We start from the raw sequence: 22179 nt of genomic DNA on the forward strand, positions 1-22179 counted from the left end.
GGCGATCCGAGCATTTTCGCTCAATCTGTGGGGCAAAGAACAAGCACGTTTGGTGCCGTATCCAAAAACGGGGTGGGTGCCGCGTTTTTTATACGGTTTTCAGAAACTCAGACACGCGGGTCAAACCTTCTTGGAGGATCGATGGGGTGTTGGCGTACCCGATCCGCACAAAACCTTCCATGTTCAGCGCCGACCCCGGCGTGAACATCACACCGGTTTGTTTGAGAAGCGCGATGCAAAACGCCTGTGATGTCATCGCCACGTCGTATTTCAACAGCGCTGTGGTGCCTGACTTTGGCTTCACCCAGCTGATGCGCGGCTCATTGTCCACCCAATCCTCCAGAATAGCCAGATTGCCCCTGGTGATCGCCTGAGACCGCGCCAGAACCTTGTCGCGATGCTCCAACGCGAGGGCGGCAAAATGATCGTCGATCATACCCACCGAAATCGTGTCATAATCGCGGTGGATGGATACCGCTTTGATCAGCTCCGTGGGGGCCACAATCCAGCCAAGCCGCAATCCTGCCAGCGAATAGGCTTTGGACATGCCCGCCGTGCTGATGCCTTTTTCATAGACGTCCGCGATCGACACCGTCATGCCGTCGCCCGCTTGGTCCGTGCCGCGATAGACCTCGTCGCACAAAATCCACGCATCAGCGGCCCGTGCGATCTCGGCGATCTCCTCCAGCATCGCGCGATCCATCAAGGCACCCGTAGGATTGTTAGGATTGTTCAGCGCAATCAATTGCGTATCGGGTGTCACCAATGCCCGCAGCGCGTCCAGATCGGGCAGGAACCCGTCTTCTTCGCGCAGGGTCAGCTTATGCACATCCGCGCCGATGCTGGCGGGGATCGAATAATGCTGTTGATAGGTCGGCACGACGGCAACGACGCGGTCCCCGCGCGACACCAGCGTCTTGTGCACCAGCATATTGGCGCCAATTGTGCCGTGGGTGACGACCGAGTTCTCAGTCGTCTGATGTTCATAAAGGTCAGCTATCGCAGCGCGCAAACGGTCGGATCCCTCAATCGCGCCATAGGTCATCTTCATCGTCAAAAGCTCGGACAAGTCGGTGTCGTTCTTGCCCGCAAGCTGCAACAACTGGCCAATGGTCAGGCTCTCAACGCAGGTCTCCGCGAGGTTCCACTCACATTTGGTTTCCCACTCGTTCATCCAGATTTCGACGCCAAAAGGTTCGATAAACATGGGGGTCTCCTTTGAGATTGGGGTGTGCGCCGTCGCAAGCTAGCGCGGGTTTGAGGCGGAGGGAAGGGAGGGGCCGGCCCCTCTTGGCCCGAACGGGCCAATTCACCCCGGGATATTTTTGGCAAGAGGAACCAAAAGCGCGGCGTGCAGATTTGCCGCCGCGCCCCTTTGGTTTGATGGGGTGGACGGCTTAAACCAGAACGCCCTCAGCGCTCAGCGTGGTTTTGCCACCCAGATAAGGTGTCAGCGCTTCGGGCAGTGTGACGGAACCATCCGCATTCTGACCGTTCTCCAGCACCGCAATAAGGCAGCGGCCCACAGCGAGACCCGAGCCATTGAGCGTGTGCACATATTCCGGCTTGCCGCCATCGGTGGGGCGGAACCGTGCGTTCATGCGGCGGGCCTGAAAGGCGCCGGTTGTCGAGACCGAACTGATTTCGCGAAAAGTGTCCTGTCCCGGAATCCAGGCTTCGATGTCATAGGTGCGGCGTGCGCCAAATCCCATGTCGCCAGTGCATAGAACCACGGTGCGGTACGGGATATTCAAGCGCTCCAGCATGTTTTCGGCACAGCGCAACATGCGCTTTTGCTCGTCATCGCTTTTGTCGGGATGCACCACGGACACCATTTCGACCTTTTCGAACTGGTGTTGGCGCAGCATGCCGGATGTGTCTTTGCCAGCGCTGCCTGCCTCGCTGCGGAAACAGAGCGTGTGCGCTGTCATGCGGATCGGCAAGTCGGCTTCGTCCAGAATGTCGCCCGCAACCGAATAGGTCAGCGGCACTTCGGATGTCGGCACCAGCCACCAGCCGTTTGTGGTCTGATAGCTGTCTTCGCCAAATTTCGGCAATTTGTCAGTGCCATACATCGCCTCATCGCGCACCAAAACGGGCGAGTTGACCTCCAACAGACCATTTTCATCCACATGGGTGTCGATCATGAACTGCGCCAAGGCGCGGTGGATGCGCGCCACGGCGCCTTTGAGCATCACAAACCTGGCGCCGGAAATCTTGGCGGCGGTTTCAAAATCAATCGCGGCGGACACGCCTTTGATGTCGAAATGCTCAACCGGCGCGAAGTCCATCGCGCGCGGGGTGCCCCAGCGGGTGACCTCGATATTGTCGTTCTCGCCACCGCCATTTGGCACGTCGTCCGCAGGCAGGTTGGCAATGCGGGCCAAGGCATCGGTCAGCTTGGCGTCGATGTCTTTTGCGTCGGTCTGCATGGCGGCGACTTCGGCCTTTTTCTCGCCCACCAGCGCGCGCAGCCGTTCAAACTCGGCGTCATCGCCTTTGGCTTTGGCGGCACCAACGTCTTTGGCAGCGGCCTTTTGTGCGGCCTGTGCGGCTTCGGCTGCGCCAATCTTGGCGCGGCGCTCTTCATCAAGGGCCAAAAGGGACGACGAGACGGGCGCGTCCCCGCGGCGGGTCAGGGCGGCGTCGAAAGCGGCCGGGTTTTCGCGGATCGCTTTAATGTCGTGCATCGGTCTTGTCCTTTGTGCGGGTTTGAATCAGTGGCCCACCTATGCCCGAGCTGACGGAAAAGCAAAAGGGCAGGCTTTGGTACATGTTGGGAAACTTCGCCGACATTGCGTTTGGGAGACAACGAAAAACGCCGCACCCAAAGGCGCGGCGCTTGGATCAACACATATGTGTCGACATTAACCGGACATGGCTTAGTTCAGGTATTTGGTGACGATGGCCTCATAGGTGCCGTCGGTGCGCATGCTGTCCATTGCGACGCTCATTGCGGTTTTGACAGCCGGGTCAAGATCCAGATTGGCTGCCAGCCAATTCTCCGACACGACGACCGGTGCGCCCATTGTGAAATCAGACCGCAGGAAACCCCCTGCAGTTGTCTCGTCATTTGTGACAATGTCGACCGAGTACATCGCGTCCACACGACCTGCGACCAGAAGCTTTTCGCCCTGAACGTCCGATGTGACCGGATGCAGATTTGTGAATCCCTGCTCGGTGAGAACTTTTTCCATTGCACTGCCGCGCAAGACTGAGATCTTTTCCAAACCGCGCGCGTCCTCAAAAGAGTTGATGGCGGCGCCTTGGGTTACGAAAATCTGATTGGCGGACAGGAGTTTCGCGACCCAGCTGAACTTGTCTTCGCGTTCAGGCGTACGAAACGGGGGGGCCAGAAAGTTGTTCGTGGTTGTCTCAATCGATTTGACGGCGCGTGGCCAAGGTTCATATGTCACCGTCATTTCCAAGTCGGCGCGTTTGACCATTTCGGCCACCAGATCAATCGCCATACCTTTGTCTTCCGCATCAGGGCCATTGGCAAACGGCGGCATTTGCGCGGTAATCAGGTTGACGTCAGCGGCTTGCGCGAACGGGGCAACAGCCAGGCTAAGCGCGACGGCGAGGGGCTTAAGCAAAACACGCGTATTAAGAGACATTCAGATCGATCCTTTTCATTCATTTGGTCAAAGATGAGCCGGTATCGTGACTGGGTCGGCCCTCCTCCTGAGCCTCATATGAAGAAGTCATCTTACCATAGTGTTAAATGGAAGCCTGGTTACATAACGACGTGGTGCCAGCCGCAAAATCCGAAGATCGCAGTCACTTGCTCCGCGGTGCGCTTCGCATCTTGCAAGTGACGTCTTTCCCTCATAGGTTCCCTGCGACTTTGCGGGAGAGACCCGCGCACAGACAAAGGACGCCACACTATGGAACAAATCGGTCAGTTTCTGCCGCTCATTCTGATCTTCGCGATCATGTATTTCCTGCTGATCCGCCCTCAGCAAAAGAAGGTCAAAGAACACCAAGGCATGGTGGATGCGCTGCGCAAGGGCGATCGGGTTGTGACCCAAGGTGGACTGATTGGCAAAGTGGTCAAAGTCAAAGAAGACAACGAAGTCGAAGTCGAAGTGGCCGAGGGCGTCAAGGTGCGCGTGGTTAAGTCGACCATCGCTCAGGTTCTGTCCAAAACTGAACCAGCAAACGGCTGATCCGCCTGAATTTTGACGTCACTATCTGACACGACCTGACCGGGGGCTGCATTCATGCTGCAAATCGACGGCTGGAAACGGGTATTGATCTTGCTCACCTGTGTGGTGGGCTTGTTCCTTGCTTTGCCAAATGCCTTTTATCCACGGGTCGAGGCCCACAACGACGCGGTTGCTGACCTAGAGGTCGGCATGTCCGGCAACGGGCTGGAAGAGCTGGCGGCGGGCTGGCCAAGCTGGATGCCCTCGTCTCTGGTTAACCTCGGGCTTGATTTGCGCGGCGGTGCGCATTTGCTCGCCGAGGTGCAGGTCTCGGACGTCTATAAGGCGCGCATGACTGCGACGTGGCCCGAAGTGCGCGACTTGCTGCGCGAGGAACGTGCCACCATCGGCACCATTCGCCTGCAACCCGGCCCCGACGATGAGTTGCGGGTGAAAATCTCCAAACCCGACGCCATTCAAGAGGCCGCAAGCATCGTGCGCGGTCTGGCGCGTCCGGTGGTTTCGCTGACCGGGGCAGGGGCCACTGACATTCAGGTGAGCACCGAAGGTGACACAATCATTGTGCGCCTCTCGGAGGCCGAGCGGCTCGCCACTGATCAACGCACTGTTCAACAAGCGCTGGAAATTGTGCGCCGTCGGATCGACGAAGTGGGCACACGTGAGCCCACCATCCAGCGCCAAGGCACCGACCGGATCCTGATCCAAGTGCCGGGTATTGGTTCGGCCTCTGAACTCAAGGACATTATCGGCACCACGGCACAGCTGACGTTCCACCCCGTTGTTGGCCGTGTCGGTAGCGCGGATGCCCCCGCAGGTGTCGGCAATCAAAATCTGCCATCCCTGGACGAAGAAGGCGTTTTCTACACCGTGGAGAACGCACCGGTTGTGACTGGAGAAGAGCTGGTCGATGCCCAGCCCACGTTTGACCAAAACGGACGCCCTGCGGTGAACTTCCGCTTCAACCCCACAGGCGCGCGCAAGTTTGGGGACTACACTGCCGAGAACATCGGCAGCCCGTTTGCCATCGTGCTTGACGGCGAAGTGGTGTCGGCCCCCACCATCCAAAGCCACATTCCAGGCGGTTCGGGCATCATCACCGGTCGGTTTTCTGTGGAAGAAACCACCAACCTGGCCGTTCTTCTGCGCGCAGGTGCTTTGCCTGCCGAGCTGACCTTCCTTGAGGAACGCACCATCGGGCCGGAATTGGGCCAAGACAGCATCGAGGCCGGGCGCATCGCCTGTATCGTCGCCTTCGTCGGCGTGCTGGTCTTTATGTTCCTCAGTTATGGAACCTTTGGCCTCTTCGCCAATATCGCGCTGATCATCAACGTGGGCATGATCTTTGGCCTGCTCAGCGTCATCGGCGCCACGCTGACGCTTCCGGGCATCGCTGGTATCGTGTTGACCATCGGTATGGCGGTGGATGCCAACGTGCTGGTGTTTGAACGTATCCGCGAAGAACTCAAGACCTCCAAAGGCCCGGCGCGCGCCATCGATCTTGGCTATGAGAAAGCCCTTTCGGCCATTCTTGACGCCAACATCACCACATTTATCACCGCCGTGATCCTCTTTGCCGTGGGCTCCGGCCCTGTACGCGGCTTTGCCATCACGCTGGGGCTTGGAATCATGACATCTGTCTTCACCGCGATCTTTGTGACGCGTTTGATGGTTATTATCTGGTTTGAACGCCGCCGACCCAAGACAATCGAGGTATGATCGCATGCGTTTGAGACTTGTTCCCCAGAATACCAAATGGGATTTCTTCTCCCGCCCGCTGTTGTGGCTTGGCATCTCCACTGCGTTGATGATTGCGGCGCTGGTCAGCTTTTCCATTCAGGGACTGAACCTTGGCATCGATTTCACCGGTGGCACGACCATCCGCACCGAAAGCGCGCAACCGGTTGTGGTCGCAGAGTATCGCGAGGCCTTGACGCCGCTACAGCTGGGCGATGTGTCCATCGTCGAAGTGGATGACCTCAGCTTTACCGACGATCAAAACGTCACAATCATCAAATTTCAAGCCCAGGCTGGCGAAGAGGCCGTGTCTGCCGACCTGATCCGTCAGGTGCAGGCCCAATTGCAGACAGTGGTGCCTGACATCACCTTTGTGGCGGTGGAATCCGTTGGCCCAGAAGTGTCGGGTGAGCTGATCACCAAGGCCGTTCTGGCGGTTACCCTCGCGATTGCAGCGGTGCTGATCTATATCTGGCTGCGCTTTGAATGGCAGTTTGCGCTTGGTGCAGTGGCGGCGCTTGTACACGACGTGGTTCTGACAATTGGTGTGTTTAGCGAGCTTCAGATTAAGTTCGATCTGGCGATTATCGCGGCCTTGCTGACCATCGTGGGATACTCGCTCAACGATACCGTGGTGGTGTTTGACCGCGTGCGGGAAAACTTGCGCAAATACAAAAAGATGGAGTTGAAAGAGGTGCTGAACATCTCGATCAACGAAACCCTGAGCCGGACCGTGATGACCTCTGTCACCACACTTTTGGCGTTGGTTTCGCTTTATGTGCTGGGCGGCGACGTGATCCGCGGCTTTGTATTCGCGATGATCTGGGGCGTGATCGTGGGGACGTATTCTTCGGTTTTCATCGCATCTGCGGTGCTTTTGAAACTCGGCGTCAAACGCGATTGGTCCAAGCCTGACAACACCTCCGGCAACCAGTTTTCCAACGTGGATGCCTGACCTTCTGACCCAGGCAATGGCCTTTGAGGGCCTTGCCTGGGTTGCATTGGCTGCCTTTGTCGCGGGCGTTGTGCGCGGCTTTTCCGGATTTGGGACTGCTCTGATCTATCTGCCGGTGGCCGCACAGGTCATGCCGCCGCTGTGGACCATCCTGTCGCTGGCAGCGATGGATGTCATCGCGCCAGCGGTGCACATCCCTGCCGCGTTGCGCAAAGGTCATCCGCGCGATCTGATGCGCCTGATGGGGGGTGTGCTTCTGCTGCTGCCAGTGGGTCTCTGGGTGCTGACCCGCGTGGAGCCGGATGTCTTTCGTTATGCCGTGTCGCTTTTGTCTCTGGGCATGTTGGTGGTGTTGATCTCGGGGCTGCGGTATCGCGGCACAGTCACGCCGTCCATGGTCTGGGGCATTGGCGGGGCAGGTGGGTTTTTGGGCGGCGCGGCGGGCGTGCCGGGGCCTCCGGTCATATTGTTTTATATGGCCAGTCCGCACTCGGCGTCCGTGGTGCGCGCCAACACCACCGCATATCTGTTTTTCTATGACCTTATGTTGATCGGCGTGCTGCTGGTGCTTGGCGGTTTTGACATACTGGCATTTGTGATTGGTTTGGCGCTGGCGCTTCCGGCGCTTGCTGGCAACTTGTTGGGTGCGGCCCTCTTCCATCCGGAGCGGGAGCGGCTATACCGTGGCGTGGCCTATACAATCATCGCAGGCGCGGCGATTTCAGGTTTGCCGATCCTGAGCGGCGGAGGATGAAACATGCAGATGCACGAAGTGCAATATGACGACGCTGTGCCTATTGACGGCTATGGCCCCGGCTTTTTTCGTATCAACGGCGAAGTGCTCAGAGGCGCGGCGATCATCACCGCCACGGGCGCACGGGGCTGGCAGGGTTATGACGATGTGGAAAGCATCGTGGCTTTGGCGGGCGAAGTGGATTTCATCCTCATGGGAACCGGTGGTGACATGCTGCCGGTCGACCGAGCCTTCCGCGAAACCGTAGAGGCGGCCGGCATCGGCGTAGAGCCGATGGCGTCACCATCAGCTTGTCGCACCTACAACGTTTTGGTCAGTGAAGGCCGACGCGTGGCAGCGGTTCTTTTACCGGTTTGATGCTCAGAACGGGTTTGCTCCCGCCCGGCTGCACCGGTTGGGTGTGGCTCTAGCCACAGGCTAGAGCCTGCAAGGGTCGCGGCCCCTTCTTGGTCCTGCGGCCCAATTCAACCCCGAGGTACTTTGGGAACAAAAAGCACGCATCATTAACTGGGGTGATTGGCGTTTTCGCCACCGACGCGATACCGACCGGATACCGACGCGATGCAGACAGCTTGTTTTATCGCGTTTTCAGCGCGTTAAGACTTGAGTCGCGGCCAATGCGCCCGCCGCGCCATTTTGCTTTTGTCGTAGCCTTTGATGGGCTAAGTCAATGTCATGACTTTGACTGTCTTTGACCTGACCGTATCGCGCGGCGGCATAGCCGTGTTGCAAGGCTTGAGTTTCGAACTCGCACCGGGCCGTGCCTTGATCCTTCGAGGACCTAACGGGATTGGCAAGACCACCTTGCTGAGAACTGTGGCGGGGTTGCAACCAGCGCTATCGGGCACTGTGACCGCGCCTGAGGAAAGCATCGCCTATGCCGCGCACAGCGACGGGCTTAAGGCGATGTTGTCAGTTGAGGAAAACTTGCATTTTTGGGCCCGGGTCTTTGGTCAGCCCAAGATTGATATCGCCGTTCAAGCCTTTGAATTAAAAGACCTTCTGGGGCGTCCTGCCGGAACCTTGTCCGCCGGTCAAAAACGGCGATTGGGCCTGGCGAGATTGCTGGTAACGGGGCGGCCAATCTGGATTTTGGATGAGCCTACGGTGTCTTTGGACGCGCAATCTGTGGCGCGATTTGCCGACGCGGTGCGGCGCCATCTTGCGGGTGGTGGCAGCGTGTTGATCGCCACTCATATCGATCTTGGGCTTGACGGTGATGTGTTGGATGTCGGGTCGTTCAAAGCCAGTGGAACCAGGTCTGACCCCAACGGATTTGACGAGAGTTTCTTATGATTGCGCTCTTGACCCGCGACTTGAAATTGGCGACCCGCGCCGGAGGCGGCTTTGGCCTCGGCCTCGCATTTTTCCTTATTGTAGTGATACTTGTGCCTTTCAGCGTCGGGCCTGAAAGTGGCCTGTTGTCCGACATTGCGCCCGGTGTTTTGTGGCTCGGCGCGCTGCTTGCGTGCCTGTTGTCACTTGATCGCATTCTGGCATTGGACTGGGAAGACGGCACGCTTGATCTGGTTGCGACGTCACCGCTTCCGCTGGAGGGGGTGGTGACGATCAAGGCCCTCGCGCATTGGCTCACCACTGGCCTGCCAATGGTGATTGCCGCGCCCCTGTTCGGGCTGCTTCTTAACCTGCCACAACCCGGTTATTTCTGGCTCGTTTTGTCGTTGGCGATTGGCACACCGGCTCTCAGCGTCGTTGGCACATTTGGTGCCGCTCTGACTGTCGGCCTTAAACGCGGCGGTCTGTTGTTGTCGTTGCTTGTTTTGCCGCTTTACGTGCCCACATTGATCTTTGGCGCCGAATTGGCGCGGCGCGGCGCAGACGGGCAGGCCACGACCACGCCGTTGCTGATGCTGGCCGGGATCACATTTGGCGTGATTGCTTTGTTGCCCTTTGCGAGTGCATTGGTTTTGCGTGTAAACCTGCGGTAATCAGGTAGAGATTAAACGAAATCAAAGTCGCCATTTGCAGACTCAGCGAAGTAGGGTGCGGCGGACAAATTAGACAGGTAGGACACACCCATGGCGTCGATTTGGGAATATGCCAATCCAGTTAAATTCAGCAAAACGGCGAGCGCCGTTTTGCCTTGGGTGACTGTACTGGCCGCCGTTACTTTGGCCACTGGCTTGGTTTGGGGTTTTTTCTTTACGCCTGATGATTTTCGACAGGGTTCCACTGTCAAAATTATATATATTCACGTGCCCGCCGCGATGATGGCGATCAACATCTGGGCGATGATGCTGGTGACGTCGCTGATCTGGCTGATCCGTCGCCACCATGTGTCTGTATTGGCCGCCAAAGGGGCTGCGAGCGTTGGCGTGGTTATGACCTTGATCGCGCTGATCACCGGGGCGGTATGGGGCCAGCCGATGTGGGGGACTTGGTGGGTCTGGGATCCGCGACTTACGTCATTCCTGATCCTTTTTCTGTTTTACCTCGGATACTTGGCGCTATGGGAGGCGATTGACGATCCTGACACCGCCGCGGATCTGACGTCGGTTCTGTGTATTGTTGGTTCGGTCTTTGCAATACTCAGTCGCTATGCGGTGAACTTCTGGAATCAGGGGCTGCATCAAGGCGCATCCGTGATGCGTGCCGGTGCTGTGACCGGGACTGATACCGAGGAGAAAGTCTCCAACGTCTTCTTTTACCCGCTGCTGTTGTGTATGATCGGGTTTGTTCTTTTGTTTGTGGCGCTGGTGTTTTTGCGCACGCGGACAGAAATTCACAAGCGTCGCACGTCGGCGCTTTTGGCACGGGAGCGTCTGAGCTGATGCCTGAGCTTGGGAAATATGCAGCCGAAGTCCTGACGGCTTACGGCGCATCGATTGTATTGATGACGGTCTTGGTTCTGGCCAGCATTCGCGCGGCCCGCAAGGCCCGCAAGGAATTGGAAGCAGCGGAGGCGCGGCGCGATGACCGATGATGTGACCGGGGAGGGTTCCAAGAAAAAGGGGCTCTCTTTTCTGATGCTGCTGCCGCCAATCCTGTTTGGCGGGTTGGCTCTTTTGTTCCTGTTGGGAATGAACCGCGAGAACCCTGATGAGTTGCCAAGTGCGCTTGTCGGGCGGCCTGCGCCTGCTATTGAAGTGTCTCAGTTTTCGGACATGCAAGAAGTCACAGATGAGGATTTGCGCGGCGGCGGCCTGAAGTTGGTGAACTTTTGGGCCAGCTGGTGCGGGCCGTGCCGTGTAGAACACCCGAACCTTATGGCAATGAAGGCGGAAGGCGTCGAAATCATTGGTATTAACTACAAGGATCAGCCTGCTAACGCAGTGCGTTTCTTGTCCGAACTTGGCGATCCCTATGCCAAAGGCGGCGCGGACACTACAGGTCGAATGGCGCTCAACTGGGGGGTCTATGGCGTGCCGGAGACCTATCTGATTGATCGGGACGGCAATGTGATTTTGCGCATCGCCGGTCCGGTGACCCAACGCCAGATCGATGAACGTCTTGGCCCCGCGATGGAAAAGCTGCGCTAGGCACTCGTCCTGCGGCACAGACCGACGATTCTGCACTGTCTTTTGCGGCAAAAGCCTCTACGCTTTTGGCATCAGTATGGGAGAGAGCTATGGAGATTCACCCCCTGACGGGCAGCCTTGGCGCCGAAGTAATCGGCGCTGATATCAAAGACCCAAAGCAGTTTGACGAAATCAAACGCGCGTTTGCTCAATACTCGGTCATCACATTGCGGGGCCAAAACATCACGCCGGAGGAGCATCTGGCATTTGCGCGACGCTGGGGGGACATTAACGTCAATCGATTTTTCAAAGCATTGGACGGCCATCCCGAAGTGGCCGTTGTGTTGAAGGAAGCCGACCAAACCGGAGCAATCGGCGAAGTTTGGCACACCGATCATGCTTACGATCAGGTCCCCGCGTTGGGATCAATCCTTCACGCAATCGAAACACCGGCCTATGGCGGTGACACTGTGTTTTGTGGGATGAGCGCGGCTTACGATGCCTTGTCTGACCGTTTCAAACAGCTGCTGAACGGCCTAATTGCTTGGCATTCGTCGCGCCACGTGTTTGGGGCAACACAATCCAAATCAGACGCGTCTCAAACGGGGCGTGTGGGCAATGCTGACATAGCCACGCAAGACGCTCTGCATCCGGTTGTGATCAAACATCCTTTGTCAGGTCGGTTGGGGCTTTTCGTGAACCCGCAGTTTACGACTCGAATTGACGGTTTGTCGCCAGAGGAATCCGACGCCATTTTGAACATGCTCTATGTGCATTGTCAGAAACCGGAGTTTCAGTGCCGGGTGAATTGGCAGGCTGGCGACGTGACCATGTGGGACAACCGGGCGACATGGCACAAAGCCATCAATGACTACCATGGGCATCGACGCTACATGCATCGGGTGACGGTCGAAGGCGTGCCGCTTACGGCTGCATAAGCCGGCGGCTCACCTGAACAAAGGCCTTGAGACGTGAGTTCAGGGCCTTTGTTGTTTGCAACGCTCGGTGCGGCTACGCCTTTGCGAGATTTCTCAGAACATAATGCAGCACGCCGCCATGTTCGACGTATTCAATCTCCGGCGCGGTGTCGATCCGACATTTCAACGTGACGGTTTTGGTGTCGCCGTCCACAAAAGTGATCTCGCAAGGCACGTCTTGTAACGGCTCCACGCTATCGAGACCCGTAATACTCACCACTTCACCACCCGTGAGACCCAGCGTTTTGCGTGTATCCCCGTTTGTGAACTCAAGCGGGATCACTCCCATCCCGACCAAATTGGATCGGTGAATGCGTTCAAAGCTCTCGGCAATCACGGCCTTGACGCCCAACAACGCTGTGCCTTTTGCCGCCCAGTCCCGTGACGAGCCTGCGCCATACTGTGCGCCACCAAAAACGACCAAAGGTGTGCCGTCGGCTTGATAGGCCATAGAGGCGTCAAAAACCGAGGCCTGCTGACCATCGGGCCCTTTGGTGAATCCGCCTTCTACGTTGTCCAACATTTCGTTCTTGATGCGAATATTGGCAAAGGTGCCCCGCATCATGATTTCATGATTGCCGCGGCGCGATCCATAAGAGTTGAAATCTCTGGGCGCCACTTGCCGGTCCACAAGATACTGACCGGCGGGCGAGGATTGCGCAAAAGAGCCGGCCGGAGAGATGTGGTCCGTAGTGATCATATCGCCCAGCATCAAAAGAACCTTGGCGTTTTTGACGTTCTCGATCGTGCCTGGCTCCGGCCCCATATCCTGAAAATACGGCGGGTTCTGGATATAGGTCGAGGCGGACGGCCAATCATAGGTTTCCTGATCGGGTACATCCACACCGTGCCATTTTTCATCGCCCTTGAACACATCGGCATATTTGCTTTGAAACGCATCTCGGGTGACGGTTTTCTGAACCAAATCAGCCACTTCTTTGGCGTTCGGCCAGATATCTTTGAGATAAACGTCGTTCCCATTCATGTCCTGAGCCAATGGATCAGACGACAGGTCAATGTCCATTGTGCCCGCGATGGCGTAGGCGACAACCAAAGGTGGCGAGGCCAGATAGTTGGCGCGTACGTCAGGGCTGATGCGCCCCTCAAAGTTACGGTTGCCAGACAGTACCGACGTGGCCACCAAATCGCCCTCGGCAATCGCGTTGCTGATTTCTTTTTGGATCGGGCCGGAATTGCCGATGCATGTGGTGCAGCCATAGCCGACGAGGTTGAAACCGAGCGCATCCAGATCGTCTTGTAATTCCGCAGCCTCCAGATAAGCGGACACAACTTGCGAACCCGGCGCAAGCGAGGTTTTGACCCATGGCCTTCGGTTGAGGCCCAAAGCAGCCGCCTTGCGCGCCACCAAACCGGCCCCGATCATCACATAAGGGTTGGAGGTATTGGTGCAGGAGGTGATCGAGGCGATCACCACTTTGCCGCTCCGCATCGTGTAATCTTCACCAACAACGGCGGTTTCTTTGTCCAAAGGCCGTTTAAAAGTTTCCTTCATTTCGTGGTGGAACGCGGTTTTGCCGTCGCTTAACGCGATGAAATCCTGAGGCCGTTTGGGGCCGGAAATGGCCGGCACTATGGTGCTCATGTCCAAATGCAGCGTATCGGAATAAATCGGCGCATAGCTTTCGTCGCGCCACAAACCGTTTTCTTTGGCATAGGCCTCAACCAGCGCGATCCGGTCCTCATCCCGACCCGTGTTGTGCATGTAGCGCAGAGTTTCGCCATCAATCGGGAAAAAGCCACAGGTTGCACCATATTCGGGAGCCATATTGGCAATAGTGGCCCGGTCGGCCAAAGGCAGCCTGTCCAGCCCATCGCCAAAGAATTCAACAAATTTGCCAACCACGCCCTTGGCGCGCAGCATTTCCACAACTTTCAACACCAAATCCGTTCCGGTCGTGCCTTCCACCATTGCGCCGGTCAGCTCAAAACCGATCACATCGGGGATTAGCATCGAAATCGGTTGACCCAACATTGCGGCTTCCGCTTCGATGCCGCCCACGCCCCAACCCAATACCGCGGCACCATTGACCATTGTGGTGTGGCTGTCAGTGCCAACAAGGGTGTCCGGATAGGCCACGTCCTCGCCGTTCTGGTCCGTGTCGGTCCAGACGGTTTGGGCCAGATATTCCAGATTGACCTGATGGCAAATACCGGTTCCGGGCGGCACCACACGGAAGTTTTCAAACGCGGTTTGACCCCATTTTAGAAAGGTATAGCGCTCAAGGTTGCGTTCATATTCCCGATCCACATTCATTTGAAAGGCGCGAGGGTTGCCAAATTCGTCAATCATAACAGAGTGATCAATAACGAGATCCACGGGCACTTGCGGGTTGATCTTCGCAGCAGATCCGCCGAGAGCAACAATCCCATCTCGCATCGCTGCCAAATCCACCACAGCTGGTACGCCCGTGAAATCCTGCATCAATACTCGGGCTGGACGATAGGCGATCTCTCGCGGGTTTTGACCGCCATTCTCAGCCCACTTTCCAAACGCTGCAATGTCGTCAGTGGACACTGAAAACCCGCCGTCCTCAAACCGCAAAAGATTTTCTAGGACCACTTTCAACGCGGCGGGTAGTCGTGAAAAATCGCCATACCCAGCGCTCTGAGCCGCCGGGATTGAATAGAAGGACAAGGATTTCCCGTTCACCGAAAGCGACTTGCGCGCTTTTGCCGTGTCAATTCCAACTGTGATGGGCATGTGCGCCTCCTTGGTTCAAAATTGGGTCTTGATGTCAGAAATAGTTGCCCAAAGAGCGGTTAGGATCAAGGGGAAGCCCCCACTCGAAAGTGGCGTTCACTGTAATCTCGCAAAACGTTGATTGGTGTTACGGTGCTGGCATGCGTAGAACTAAGTCAGGGGACGACTACTCGGAATGGACCATCAATGACAAAAGTGGCAGCTCTTTTCGCAATCGTTTGGTTTGCGGTGTCCAGCGCGGTTGCGGCGCAGACAACTTATCCTGTGGTGGTGGAGCTTTATACGTCGCAGGGCTGCTCTAGTTGTCCACCAGCGGATGAGTATTTTCGAAAACATCTCGCGGGTCGAGAAGATGTTATCGCGCTCGCGCTTCATGTGGATTATTGGGATTACATCGGGTGGAAAGACAACTTTGCCAATCCCGATTTTACCAACCGCCAAAAGCTATACGCCCAGTCCGCAGGTCACCGTTCCGTCTATACGCCACAGATGATTGTGAATGGGGCTGACCATGTGGTTGGCACGCATCCCGATAAAGTGGAACGATTGGTCAAAGCCCACAAAGCGGCCAGCCCCAAAGTGACGCTGAAGGTTGTTCGCAAAGGCAATCGGGTGAAGATCGAAGCCCAGACCGATATGCGCAAGGAGATGAGCGTGCATGTGGTACGCTACCGCGCGTCTGAGGATGTTGCGATCAAACGCGGCGAGAATGCTGGGCGCACGTTGACCTACGCCAACATCGTTGATGATTGGAAGGTGGTCAAAACATGGAACGGCCGTGCGCCGCTAAAGGTAGATGCCGCGGCCAAGGGTGACGCGCCTGTGGTTGTCTTGGTGCAAGTCAAAAACGGCGGACCGATCCTTGCGGCGGCAAGACTTCCTTAACTTCAGCCCGTAAGCTGTTTCAGGAAGGGGTTAATCCTCGTCTGGAATGATAAGGTCGATGTCTCCCAGATCGACAAGACTTCTTACGGTTTTTGTGATCTCCGCCATGGCTGGTTCCGCTTCGACCAATTTTACATTGCCTCGTTCCTCGACACCTTCACGGAGCTGATCCGCAAGCCTGACAGAGATGTTTTCCAAGAGGAATGTTGAGGTGTCGCCAATGTCGCCATCGGTTGCATATGCCAAAGCCGTGATCAGATCATTTTGGTCAATATCGCGCAACACCGTGGGAACATCGAGCTTTTTCAAACGCTTGTGAATGTGCGCATAGGTGAAGATGGTTTTGCGCACTTTGATTGCAAAGTCCGCGTCGGTTTCGTCAAGAGAGCCGAGGATATCGTCGCGCGTTGCGATTGTGGAGTTGTTAAGGATGGCCCCGAGGCGGCTATCTGGCCCATCATTAAAGGCGCGCGGCGGGCGGTCATCGATTTGGCAAGCGAGAGTCAGGCCGATCCTGTCAACGGCTTCCGGCCCGATTTGGTCGGTCATAGACATTGCATGCGTTATGCGCCGCGCTTTGTCGCCCGGCAGTTGGCCTAGCAACGTGGCTGCTTTGTCGACGTTTAGTTTTGAAATAAGAACCGCAGAGACCTCGATGCTTTCGGCTGCAAGCAAATCGACCAGTTCACTGATCGACAGCATTTTGATGCGTTGCCAGGGCTGGCCTGCAACCCGCACTCCAGCTTCCTTGCGCAGGCGGGCTGCGGTAAGGGGGCTGATTTTCCCCTCGAGTACATTCAAAGCGCCGGAAATGCCGTTGGGGAACGACAGCCCGATTGATTCAAGCTCATGCGCGAATTCCATGAGAACTTCGCCAAGAGTGCCGCGATCGATATATCCCATCTCACCCATCAGATAGGTGAGGTCGGATTGGTTTTCTTCGGAAAGATTGGTGAGTTCCAGATCGGCGCCTTCGTTCAAAAGAAACCGAACAATGATGGCCGCCTTATGCTTGCGCGACAGAGTCGATCCGCCGCCCATCGGTGACGACGGGGGAAGCTGTGCCATTGGAATCGAGCTCATAGGGTTCTCCTTTGCTTGGGTGCACTGAAACACCCAAGCCTAAAGAATCCCTGAACAAAGCCGGGTCAATTCAATAGTTAAACGTGACGCCAGTCTGTAAAGCAGAGGCCAAAGAGGCTTCAGCCCAAGTCCCCGCGCCGCCGCGCTTGCGAATTTCGGTAAGTTCAGCGCGCGCTGCGACCAGATTTCCTGATTCTACATGCGCTTGACCAAGATAAGATCGCGCAAGAATGTTGTTTGGGTTCTGAGTGATGGCCTGGTCATAAAACGCCATGCCCAGATCGACGTCACCGAGTTTGCGGTGGGTGAAACCCCAATAAGTCAGCACCCGATCTTCGGATTGGTCCGACATTGCGGTCAGGATCAGTTGGGCGTCTTCAAACCGTTGGTTGTGAGCAAGCGAGCGCACATTGTCATACAGAGTGTCATCGGTCAGGCTAGCGTTTTCAGGTTTCACGCAGCGGCTTTTTTTCTCACTCCAGACTTTGTTTTTTTTGCATTCCTTCACCGGTTTTGGTTCAACTGGTGTCGCGTCCCCTGCTGCAAATGCAGGACTCGCCCCGACAAGTGCGACGGCGCTGGACAAAATAACCTTCATCATAACGAAACAAACTCCAAAAATGGTCCGCACCCGATGTGGGTGCGGTACATGATAATTACGCCAGAATTATTTTTGAGATCAACTGGTGCTGGACACACAGCGTTGTTGTCCAGTGTCCCACGAGGTGCCATCGGCACAAGATGCCACTGCATGATCTTGACCACAGCCCATGGCCGCCGCCAACCCGGGGGTCGCTGCAAGGGCCGCTGCGATGATTAGAGATCTTACTGTCATTTCCGCCTCCATCTAATATGTGAAGACTGTAACACAGGCGCGGATAAACACTAAATCACAGGCGCGTTAATTCTCGTAAGTGCAAGTTTTTGATTGGTATTTTACAAAAAGCCGCGTTTAAAAACGCGGCTTTCGTGCTTTTATGGGTGGCGCGCTTACGCACCAAACACACGTTTGAAAATAGTGTCTACGTGTTTGGTGTGATAGCCCATGTCAAATTTTTCTTTGATGCCATCGATACCAAGAGCCGCAACAACGTCCGCGTCCGCCAACAATTGCTCTTGGAAATCTACGCGTTCTTCCCAAACTTTGAGAGCGTTACGCTGAACCATGGAATAGGCGCCTTCGCGCGAAACACCTGCCTGCGTCAGTGCCAAAAGGACACGTTGCGACATCACCAAGCCAGGGTATTTGTTCATGTTTTCAAGCATGTTCTCAGGGAATATCAGCATTTTTTCGACCACACCGGCCAGACGGTTCAATGCAAAATCAAGGGTGATTGTTGCGTCGGGACCAATGCCGCGCTCAACGGAGCTGTGAGAAATGTCACGCTCGTGCCAAAGGGCCACGTTTTCCATTGCCGGAACTACGGCCATTCGAACAAGACGGGCAAGGCCGGTCAGGTTTTCGGTCAACACAGGGTTCTTTTTGTGTGGCATCGCCGAAGAGCCCTTTTGACCCATCGAAAAGAACTCGGCCCCTTCAAGTACTTCGGTGCGCTGCATGTGACGGATTTCGGTGGCGACGTTTTCGATGGAAGAAGCAATCACACCCAGCGTGGCAAAGAACATCGCGTGACGATCACGTGGAATCACTTGGGTAGAAATCGGTTCTGCCCTCAAGCCCATCTGTTCGCAGACGTGTTCCTCGACAGATGGGTCGATGTTCGCAAATGTGCCAACCGCACCGGAAACAGCACCGGTGGCAATTTCCCAACGCGCTTTTTCAAGCCGGTTTTTGTTACGGTCCATTTCCGCATAAAAGCGGGCGAAGGTGAGACCCATTGTGGTCGGTTCAGCGTGTATCCCGTGCGAGCGCCCGACCCGCAGAGTGTCTTTGTGCTCGTAGGCACGGGTTTTCAGAGCGGCGAGGACTTTGTCCATTCCCTCAAGCAGGATGTCAGCGGCACGCACCAATTGCACGTTCAGTGTGGTGTCCAGAACGTCAGAGCTGGTCATACCCTGATGCACAAAGCGGGCTTCTTCGGATCCAACGTGTTCCGCAAGGTGGGTCAGAAACGCAATTACGTCGTGCTTGGTGACCGCTTCGATTTCATCGATGCGGGCGACGTCGAATTCGACATCTTTGGCTTTCCAAACGGCGTCCGCATTTTCCTGCGGAATTACGCCCAGTTTGGCTTGTGCGTCGCAGGCATGCGCCTCAATTTCGAACCAGATGCGAAACTTGGTTTCAGGTGACCAGACGGCAACCATATCGGGGCGGGCATAGCGAGGGATCATATCACGGCCTTGTGTTGTGAAGCTGGGGTTGCGCGCGGTTTAGACTGTGTTGGTGTCATCAGCAAGTCAGGAGGGGCAAAGTGAGACGTATTGCCGTTGGTATAGGCGTTTTTGTGTTGGCAGCCGGGAGCGTTTCGGCGGCTGAGTGGCAGGTTTTGTCAGGGGAAGAGATATCTGCAATGCTCACAGACAAAAGCGCTGCATATGATGGTGCAACACAAGTGTTCTATGCCTCTGGTCGAACGCTGTACACTGCGGGTGCTGACAGTTGGGGGTATTGGCAAGTGCGCGGCAATCAGTATTGCAGCCAGTGGCCGCCCAGCGGCCTTTGGGATTGTTATGGTGTCTTAGTGCAGGGCCAACAGGTTAGGTTTGTTGCTGCTGACGGGTCGTTTTCCGATGGAACCCTCAAAGAGTGACACATCAACCTGTTGTCGTAATCACTTTACTTGTTCGCTCAAGGGTTTTGTGAACCGGACATTTGTCTGCGATTTCAATCAATCGGTTGCGCTGGTCTGAATCCAGGTTTCCGATCAGGTGGATGACCCGCTTGAAAGTGTCCACCTTTTCTCCCTTTGGCATTTCGGCGTCTTTCACATGCAATTTGTCGTGGCTCACGTCGACCCAGACATGATCCAGTGGCCAGCCTTTGCGGCGGGCATACATTCTGATTGTCATAGATGAGCAGGCGCCAAGACCCGCGGCGAGGAAACCATAAGGTGTCATGCCTTGGTTTGTGCCGCCATAAGCCAGAGGCTCATCGGCTAGCGCGTGATGAAAGGGACCGGAGTTAACATCTTGCAAGAACCCCTTCTGATCGGCCTCGGACACTCGGACGATTCCCTCGGGCGCACCCGGCGGCGGCGCCGGCGGGGAGAGATCGAGATACCGACCTGCCCAGGCAGCGATCACTTCTGCAGCATATTCGGCATCTTCACCCATGGAAATCAGATGGTCCGCGCCATCCAGCGTTACAAAGCTTTTGGGATGCTTCGCGGCGTCAAAGATGGCGCCAGCGTTCTCGATGCCGACGACTTGGTCGCGTGGCGCGTGTAATACCAGCAGCGCGCGTTTGAGCGAGGCGATGGCCGGCGCAAGGTTGGTTGCATTCACGTCCTCAACAAAGCTTTGCCTGATCGTGAAGGGGCGGCCGCCAAGACTGACTTCAGCGTGGCCAAGTTTTTCAATGTCATCCAAAGCGCCGCCAAAGTTATGTGTGACGTGGCTCGGGTCGAAAGGCGCGCCGAGCGTGGCGACGGCCTTGACGCTGTCAATCTCTCCGGCAGCGCGCAGTACCGCCGCACCGCCAAGGCTGTGACCAATGAGAAGACCAGGTGCCATGCCCTTGGACTCCAAATACTTAGATGCGCCGCGTAAATCACTGACATTGGATGAAAAATTGGTATTGGAGAATTCTCCCTCCGAATGGCCCAGACCGGTAAAGTCAAACCGCAGAACAGCGATGCCCATCGCTGAAAGTCGGCCTGCAATGCGTCGGGCGGCGGGGATGTCCTTGGAACATGTGAAACAATGCGCAAAGAGCGCAGTGCCCAAATGCGGCCCGTCTGGAAGGTCAAGCCGAGCCGCCAGATTGCCGCCGTCGTGGCCTGGGAATGTGACGCGTTGCGTAGGCATGGGGGCTCTCCTATGTGGGATCTGCACTCAGGATGCGCGCTCAAAGCGCCCGCGAAAAGGGGGGAGCCACCAAGGTAACGGCAAGGTGACTGCGCGCGATGCTACACTTCTCCCATCAATGCGGGGTCAAACGGGTACGTCGTCAAATTTTCGTATCCATCTTCGGTGATCAGTACCTGATCTTCGAGCTTGATAGAAAATTCCCCTCCGACCTCTCCGACCAAGGCCTCGACGCAAAGCACCATGCCGGGTTCCAGAGCATAATCAAACGCGCCTGGCACGGCTTTGTCGGAATAAGCAACCAAAGGCCATTCATCGCAGAGACCCACCCCGTGCATCAGGCAGCCATATTTTTGTTGCATGAACTTGTCGTCCAGCTTGTGACAGTTTGCGGTCAGTTCCGGAATCGTCACACCGGGTTTCAGCATTTCCATGTTAGTCATGATGTGTTCATGACCGTGTTGCATAGCGTAAACCATTTCATCTGTTGGCTTTTTGTCACCAACCCACCAAGTGCGAGAGATGTCCACGCAAATGCCGTAAGAGCCGACAAGGTCCGTATCAAAAGCGACGATTTCGTTGTTTTGCACAATGCGTGGGCCACATTCCTGAAACCAAGGATTGCTGCGGGGTCCAGATGCGAGCAGGCGGGTTTCGATCCATTCACCTCCGCGACGGATGTTTTCAGCGTGCAGCACGGCCCAGATATCGTCTTCGGAAGTATTGCCAGCCGGCACGTTGGCGCGGGCGAATTTTTCCATTTCGGCCACGGCGGATTCGCAGGCGTGGCTGGCGCAACGCATGGCAAGTATTTCGTCGGGTCCTTTAACCGCGCGGGACTTTTCGGTGACTTCTTCACCTTCCATGATATCAAAACCCTGGGTTTCCAAGGCACGCAATCCGTGAAGCATGATCTTGTCTACAGCGAGGCGCTTATTGCCCGGGGCGTGTTCCTGAAGAAGCACACGGACTTCGTTCGAGAAGACATCCGCAGCCACATCGACCTTGTCGCCTCGGTCGAAATAGAACAAGTCGGCACCGGATCGTGCTTCGCGGACCAAGGGATTGAATTTGCTTAGAAATGGCGCATTTTTGTAATCCCAGATGACCATGTATCCGTCGGCGCAAACCAACACGGCTCGAAAGGGATTATGCGTGTTCCAGAGTTGCATATTTGTGCTGTCAGTAGCGTAGCGGATGTTGAGTGGATCAAACATCAAAAGCCCGGCATACCCGCGATCGGCGATATGTCGCGTGAGACGGTCCCAGCGGTATCGGCGCATGGCCTGCAGATCTGGTTGCGTTAGGCCAGCAGCAGACCATTCCTGGATGGCGAGGCGGGTTGGGCCGATCTCAACCCGGTTTGCGTCGTTGGGGGTATTGTCACCCAGCGTAGCGCCACGCGTGGGGTCAATTTTGCGGGTATCGCTGAAGTGTTGGTTCATGGTGGCCTCCCTAAGGTCAGTCTGAAACCAAGAATCGTGGTCTTAC

Annotated in this window: 23 protein-coding genes; 13 read left to right on the plus strand and 10 right to left on the minus strand. The window is 56.1% G+C overall.

Translation table 11 applies throughout. From position 1 onward, the window contains the following. Positions 1-88 precede the first annotated feature (88 nt). From SHIM_RS02800 to SHIM_RS02810, 3 genes are all read right to left on the minus strand, one after another. A complete protein-coding gene (locus tag SHIM_RS02800) occupies positions 89-1207 on the minus strand; it encodes an aminotransferase (RefSeq protein WP_054001112.1) in 1119 nt (372 codons plus the stop codon). A gap of 190 nt (positions 1208-1397) precedes the next feature. After that, complete coding sequence (gene serS, locus SHIM_RS02805; RefSeq protein WP_054001113.1) at positions 1398-2690, minus strand: serine--tRNA ligase; 1293 nt, start codon at positions 2688-2690, stop codon at positions 1398-1400. Positions 2691-2882: 192 nt separating this feature from the next. Next, the gene (locus tag SHIM_RS02810; RefSeq protein WP_054001114.1) at positions 2883-3617 is read right to left on the minus strand and encodes a substrate-binding periplasmic protein; all 735 of its coding nucleotides are present in this window, start codon (positions 3615-3617) and stop codon (positions 2883-2885) included. Between the two features lie 270 nt (positions 3618-3887). Between SHIM_RS02810 and yajC the strand changes: the two genes are divergently transcribed. The 11 genes from yajC (at position 3888) to SHIM_RS02860 (ending at position 12029) form a co-directional block, all read left to right on the plus strand. After that, entirely contained in the window at positions 3888-4169 is a 282-nt protein-coding gene (gene yajC, locus SHIM_RS02815) for a preprotein translocase subunit YajC (protein ID WP_054001115.1), read from the plus strand. Between the two features lie 54 nt (positions 4170-4223). Further along, positions 4224-5885, plus strand: coding sequence for a protein translocase subunit SecD (gene secD, locus SHIM_RS02820; RefSeq protein ID WP_054001116.1), 1662 nt, complete (start codon positions 4224-4226; stop codon positions 5883-5885). A 4-nt stretch (positions 5886-5889) separates the two neighbouring features. After that, positions 5890-6858: a protein translocase subunit SecF gene (gene secF / locus SHIM_RS02825; RefSeq protein ID WP_054001117.1), complete on the plus strand. Its 969-nt coding sequence runs from the start codon at positions 5890-5892 to the stop codon at positions 6856-6858. After that, entirely contained in the window at positions 6851-7612 is a 762-nt protein-coding gene (locus SHIM_RS02830; protein ID WP_054001118.1) for a TSUP family transporter, read from the plus strand. The genes secF and SHIM_RS02830 overlap by 8 nt, the downstream gene beginning before the upstream one ends. A 3-nt stretch (positions 7613-7615) precedes the next feature. Then, entirely contained in the window at positions 7616-7969 is a 354-nt protein-coding gene (locus tag SHIM_RS02835; protein WP_054001119.1) for an Mth938-like domain-containing protein, read from the plus strand. 318 nt (positions 7970-8287) lie between these two features. Continuing rightward, a complete protein-coding gene (gene ccmA, locus SHIM_RS02840; protein ID WP_054001120.1) occupies positions 8288-8908 on the plus strand; it encodes a heme ABC exporter ATP-binding protein CcmA in 621 nt (206 codons plus the stop codon). After that, positions 8905-9561, plus strand: a complete 657-nt coding sequence (gene ccmB, locus SHIM_RS02845) for a heme exporter protein CcmB (RefSeq protein WP_054001121.1) — start codon at positions 8905-8907, stop codon at positions 9559-9561. Before ccmA ends, ccmB begins: the two co-directional genes overlap by 4 nt. 90 nt (positions 9562-9651) lie before the next feature. After that, positions 9652-10404, plus strand: a complete 753-nt coding sequence (locus SHIM_RS02850; protein ID WP_054001122.1) for a heme ABC transporter permease — start codon at positions 9652-9654, stop codon at positions 10402-10404. Continuing rightward, positions 10404-10556: a heme exporter protein CcmD gene (ccmD, locus tag SHIM_RS19850; RefSeq protein WP_062946297.1), complete on the plus strand. Its 153-nt coding sequence runs from the start codon at positions 10404-10406 to the stop codon at positions 10554-10556. Before SHIM_RS02850 ends, ccmD begins: the two co-directional genes overlap by 1 nt. Next, the gene (locus tag SHIM_RS02855; RefSeq protein WP_241488774.1) at positions 10546-11112 is read left to right on the plus strand and encodes a DsbE family thiol:disulfide interchange protein; all 567 of its coding nucleotides are present in this window, start codon (positions 10546-10548) and stop codon (positions 11110-11112) included. Before ccmD ends, SHIM_RS02855 begins: the two co-directional genes overlap by 11 nt. 89 nt (positions 11113-11201) lie before the next feature. Then, positions 11202-12029, plus strand: coding sequence for a TauD/TfdA dioxygenase family protein (locus SHIM_RS02860; RefSeq protein WP_054001123.1), 828 nt, complete (start codon positions 11202-11204; stop codon positions 12027-12029). A gap of 73 nt (positions 12030-12102) precedes the next feature. Here SHIM_RS02860 and acnA read toward each other — a convergent pair whose 3' ends face one another. Beyond that, positions 12103-14790: an aconitate hydratase AcnA gene (acnA, locus tag SHIM_RS02865; RefSeq protein ID WP_054001124.1), complete on the minus strand. Its 2688-nt coding sequence runs from the start codon at positions 14788-14790 to the stop codon at positions 12103-12105. 186 nt (positions 14791-14976) lie between these two features. Here acnA and SHIM_RS02870 point away from each other — a divergent pair, with 186 nt between their 5' ends. Then, positions 14977-15675 carry a DUF1223 domain-containing protein gene (locus SHIM_RS02870; protein WP_054001125.1) on the plus strand — a complete coding sequence of 233 codons (699 nt, stop codon included), beginning with the start codon at positions 14977-14979 and terminating at the stop codon, positions 15673-15675. 30 nt (positions 15676-15705) lie between these two features. On the opposite strand, the gene SHIM_RS02875 is transcribed toward SHIM_RS02870, so the two are convergent. The 4 genes from SHIM_RS02875 to purB all read right to left on the minus strand — a co-directional run bounded on the left by SHIM_RS02875 (position 15706) and on the right by purB (position 19053). Beyond that, complete coding sequence (locus SHIM_RS02875; protein ID WP_054001126.1) at positions 15706-16758, minus strand: FliG C-terminal domain-containing protein; 1053 nt, start codon at positions 16756-16758, stop codon at positions 15706-15708. Between the two features lie 70 nt (positions 16759-16828). Next, on the minus strand, positions 16829-17215 hold the full coding sequence (locus tag SHIM_RS02880; RefSeq protein ID WP_342585504.1) for a tetratricopeptide repeat protein: 387 nt from the start codon (positions 17213-17215) through the stop codon (positions 16829-16831). Between the two features lie 222 nt (positions 17216-17437). Further along, positions 17438-17593, minus strand: coding sequence for an adenylosuccinate lyase (locus SHIM_RS20100; RefSeq protein WP_152926427.1), 156 nt, complete (start codon positions 17591-17593; stop codon positions 17438-17440). Between the two features lie 155 nt (positions 17594-17748). Continuing rightward, complete coding sequence (gene purB, locus SHIM_RS02885) at positions 17749-19053, minus strand: adenylosuccinate lyase (protein WP_054001128.1); 1305 nt, start codon at positions 19051-19053, stop codon at positions 17749-17751. A gap of 80 nt (positions 19054-19133) precedes the next feature. On the opposite strand from purB, the gene SHIM_RS02890 reads away from it, so the two are divergent. Then, entirely contained in the window at positions 19134-19472 is a 339-nt protein-coding gene (locus SHIM_RS02890) for a hypothetical protein (RefSeq protein WP_241488775.1), read from the plus strand. 4 nt (positions 19473-19476) lie between these two features. Here SHIM_RS02890 and SHIM_RS02895 read toward each other — a convergent pair whose 3' ends face one another. Beyond that, positions 19477-20688: a bifunctional alpha/beta hydrolase/OsmC family protein gene (locus tag SHIM_RS02895; protein WP_054001130.1), complete on the minus strand. Its 1212-nt coding sequence runs from the start codon at positions 20686-20688 to the stop codon at positions 19477-19479. Between the two features lie 101 nt (positions 20689-20789). Then, positions 20790-22133, minus strand: coding sequence for a dimethylsulfonioproprionate lyase DddP (dddP, locus tag SHIM_RS02900; RefSeq protein WP_054001131.1), 1344 nt, complete (start codon positions 22131-22133; stop codon positions 20790-20792). Positions 22134-22179: the final 46 nt, after the last annotated feature.

This window comes from Shimia sp. SK013, assembly GCF_001292625.1.
In the GTDB taxonomy this organism is placed as follows: domain Bacteria; phylum Pseudomonadota; class Alphaproteobacteria; order Rhodobacterales; family Rhodobacteraceae; genus Shimia.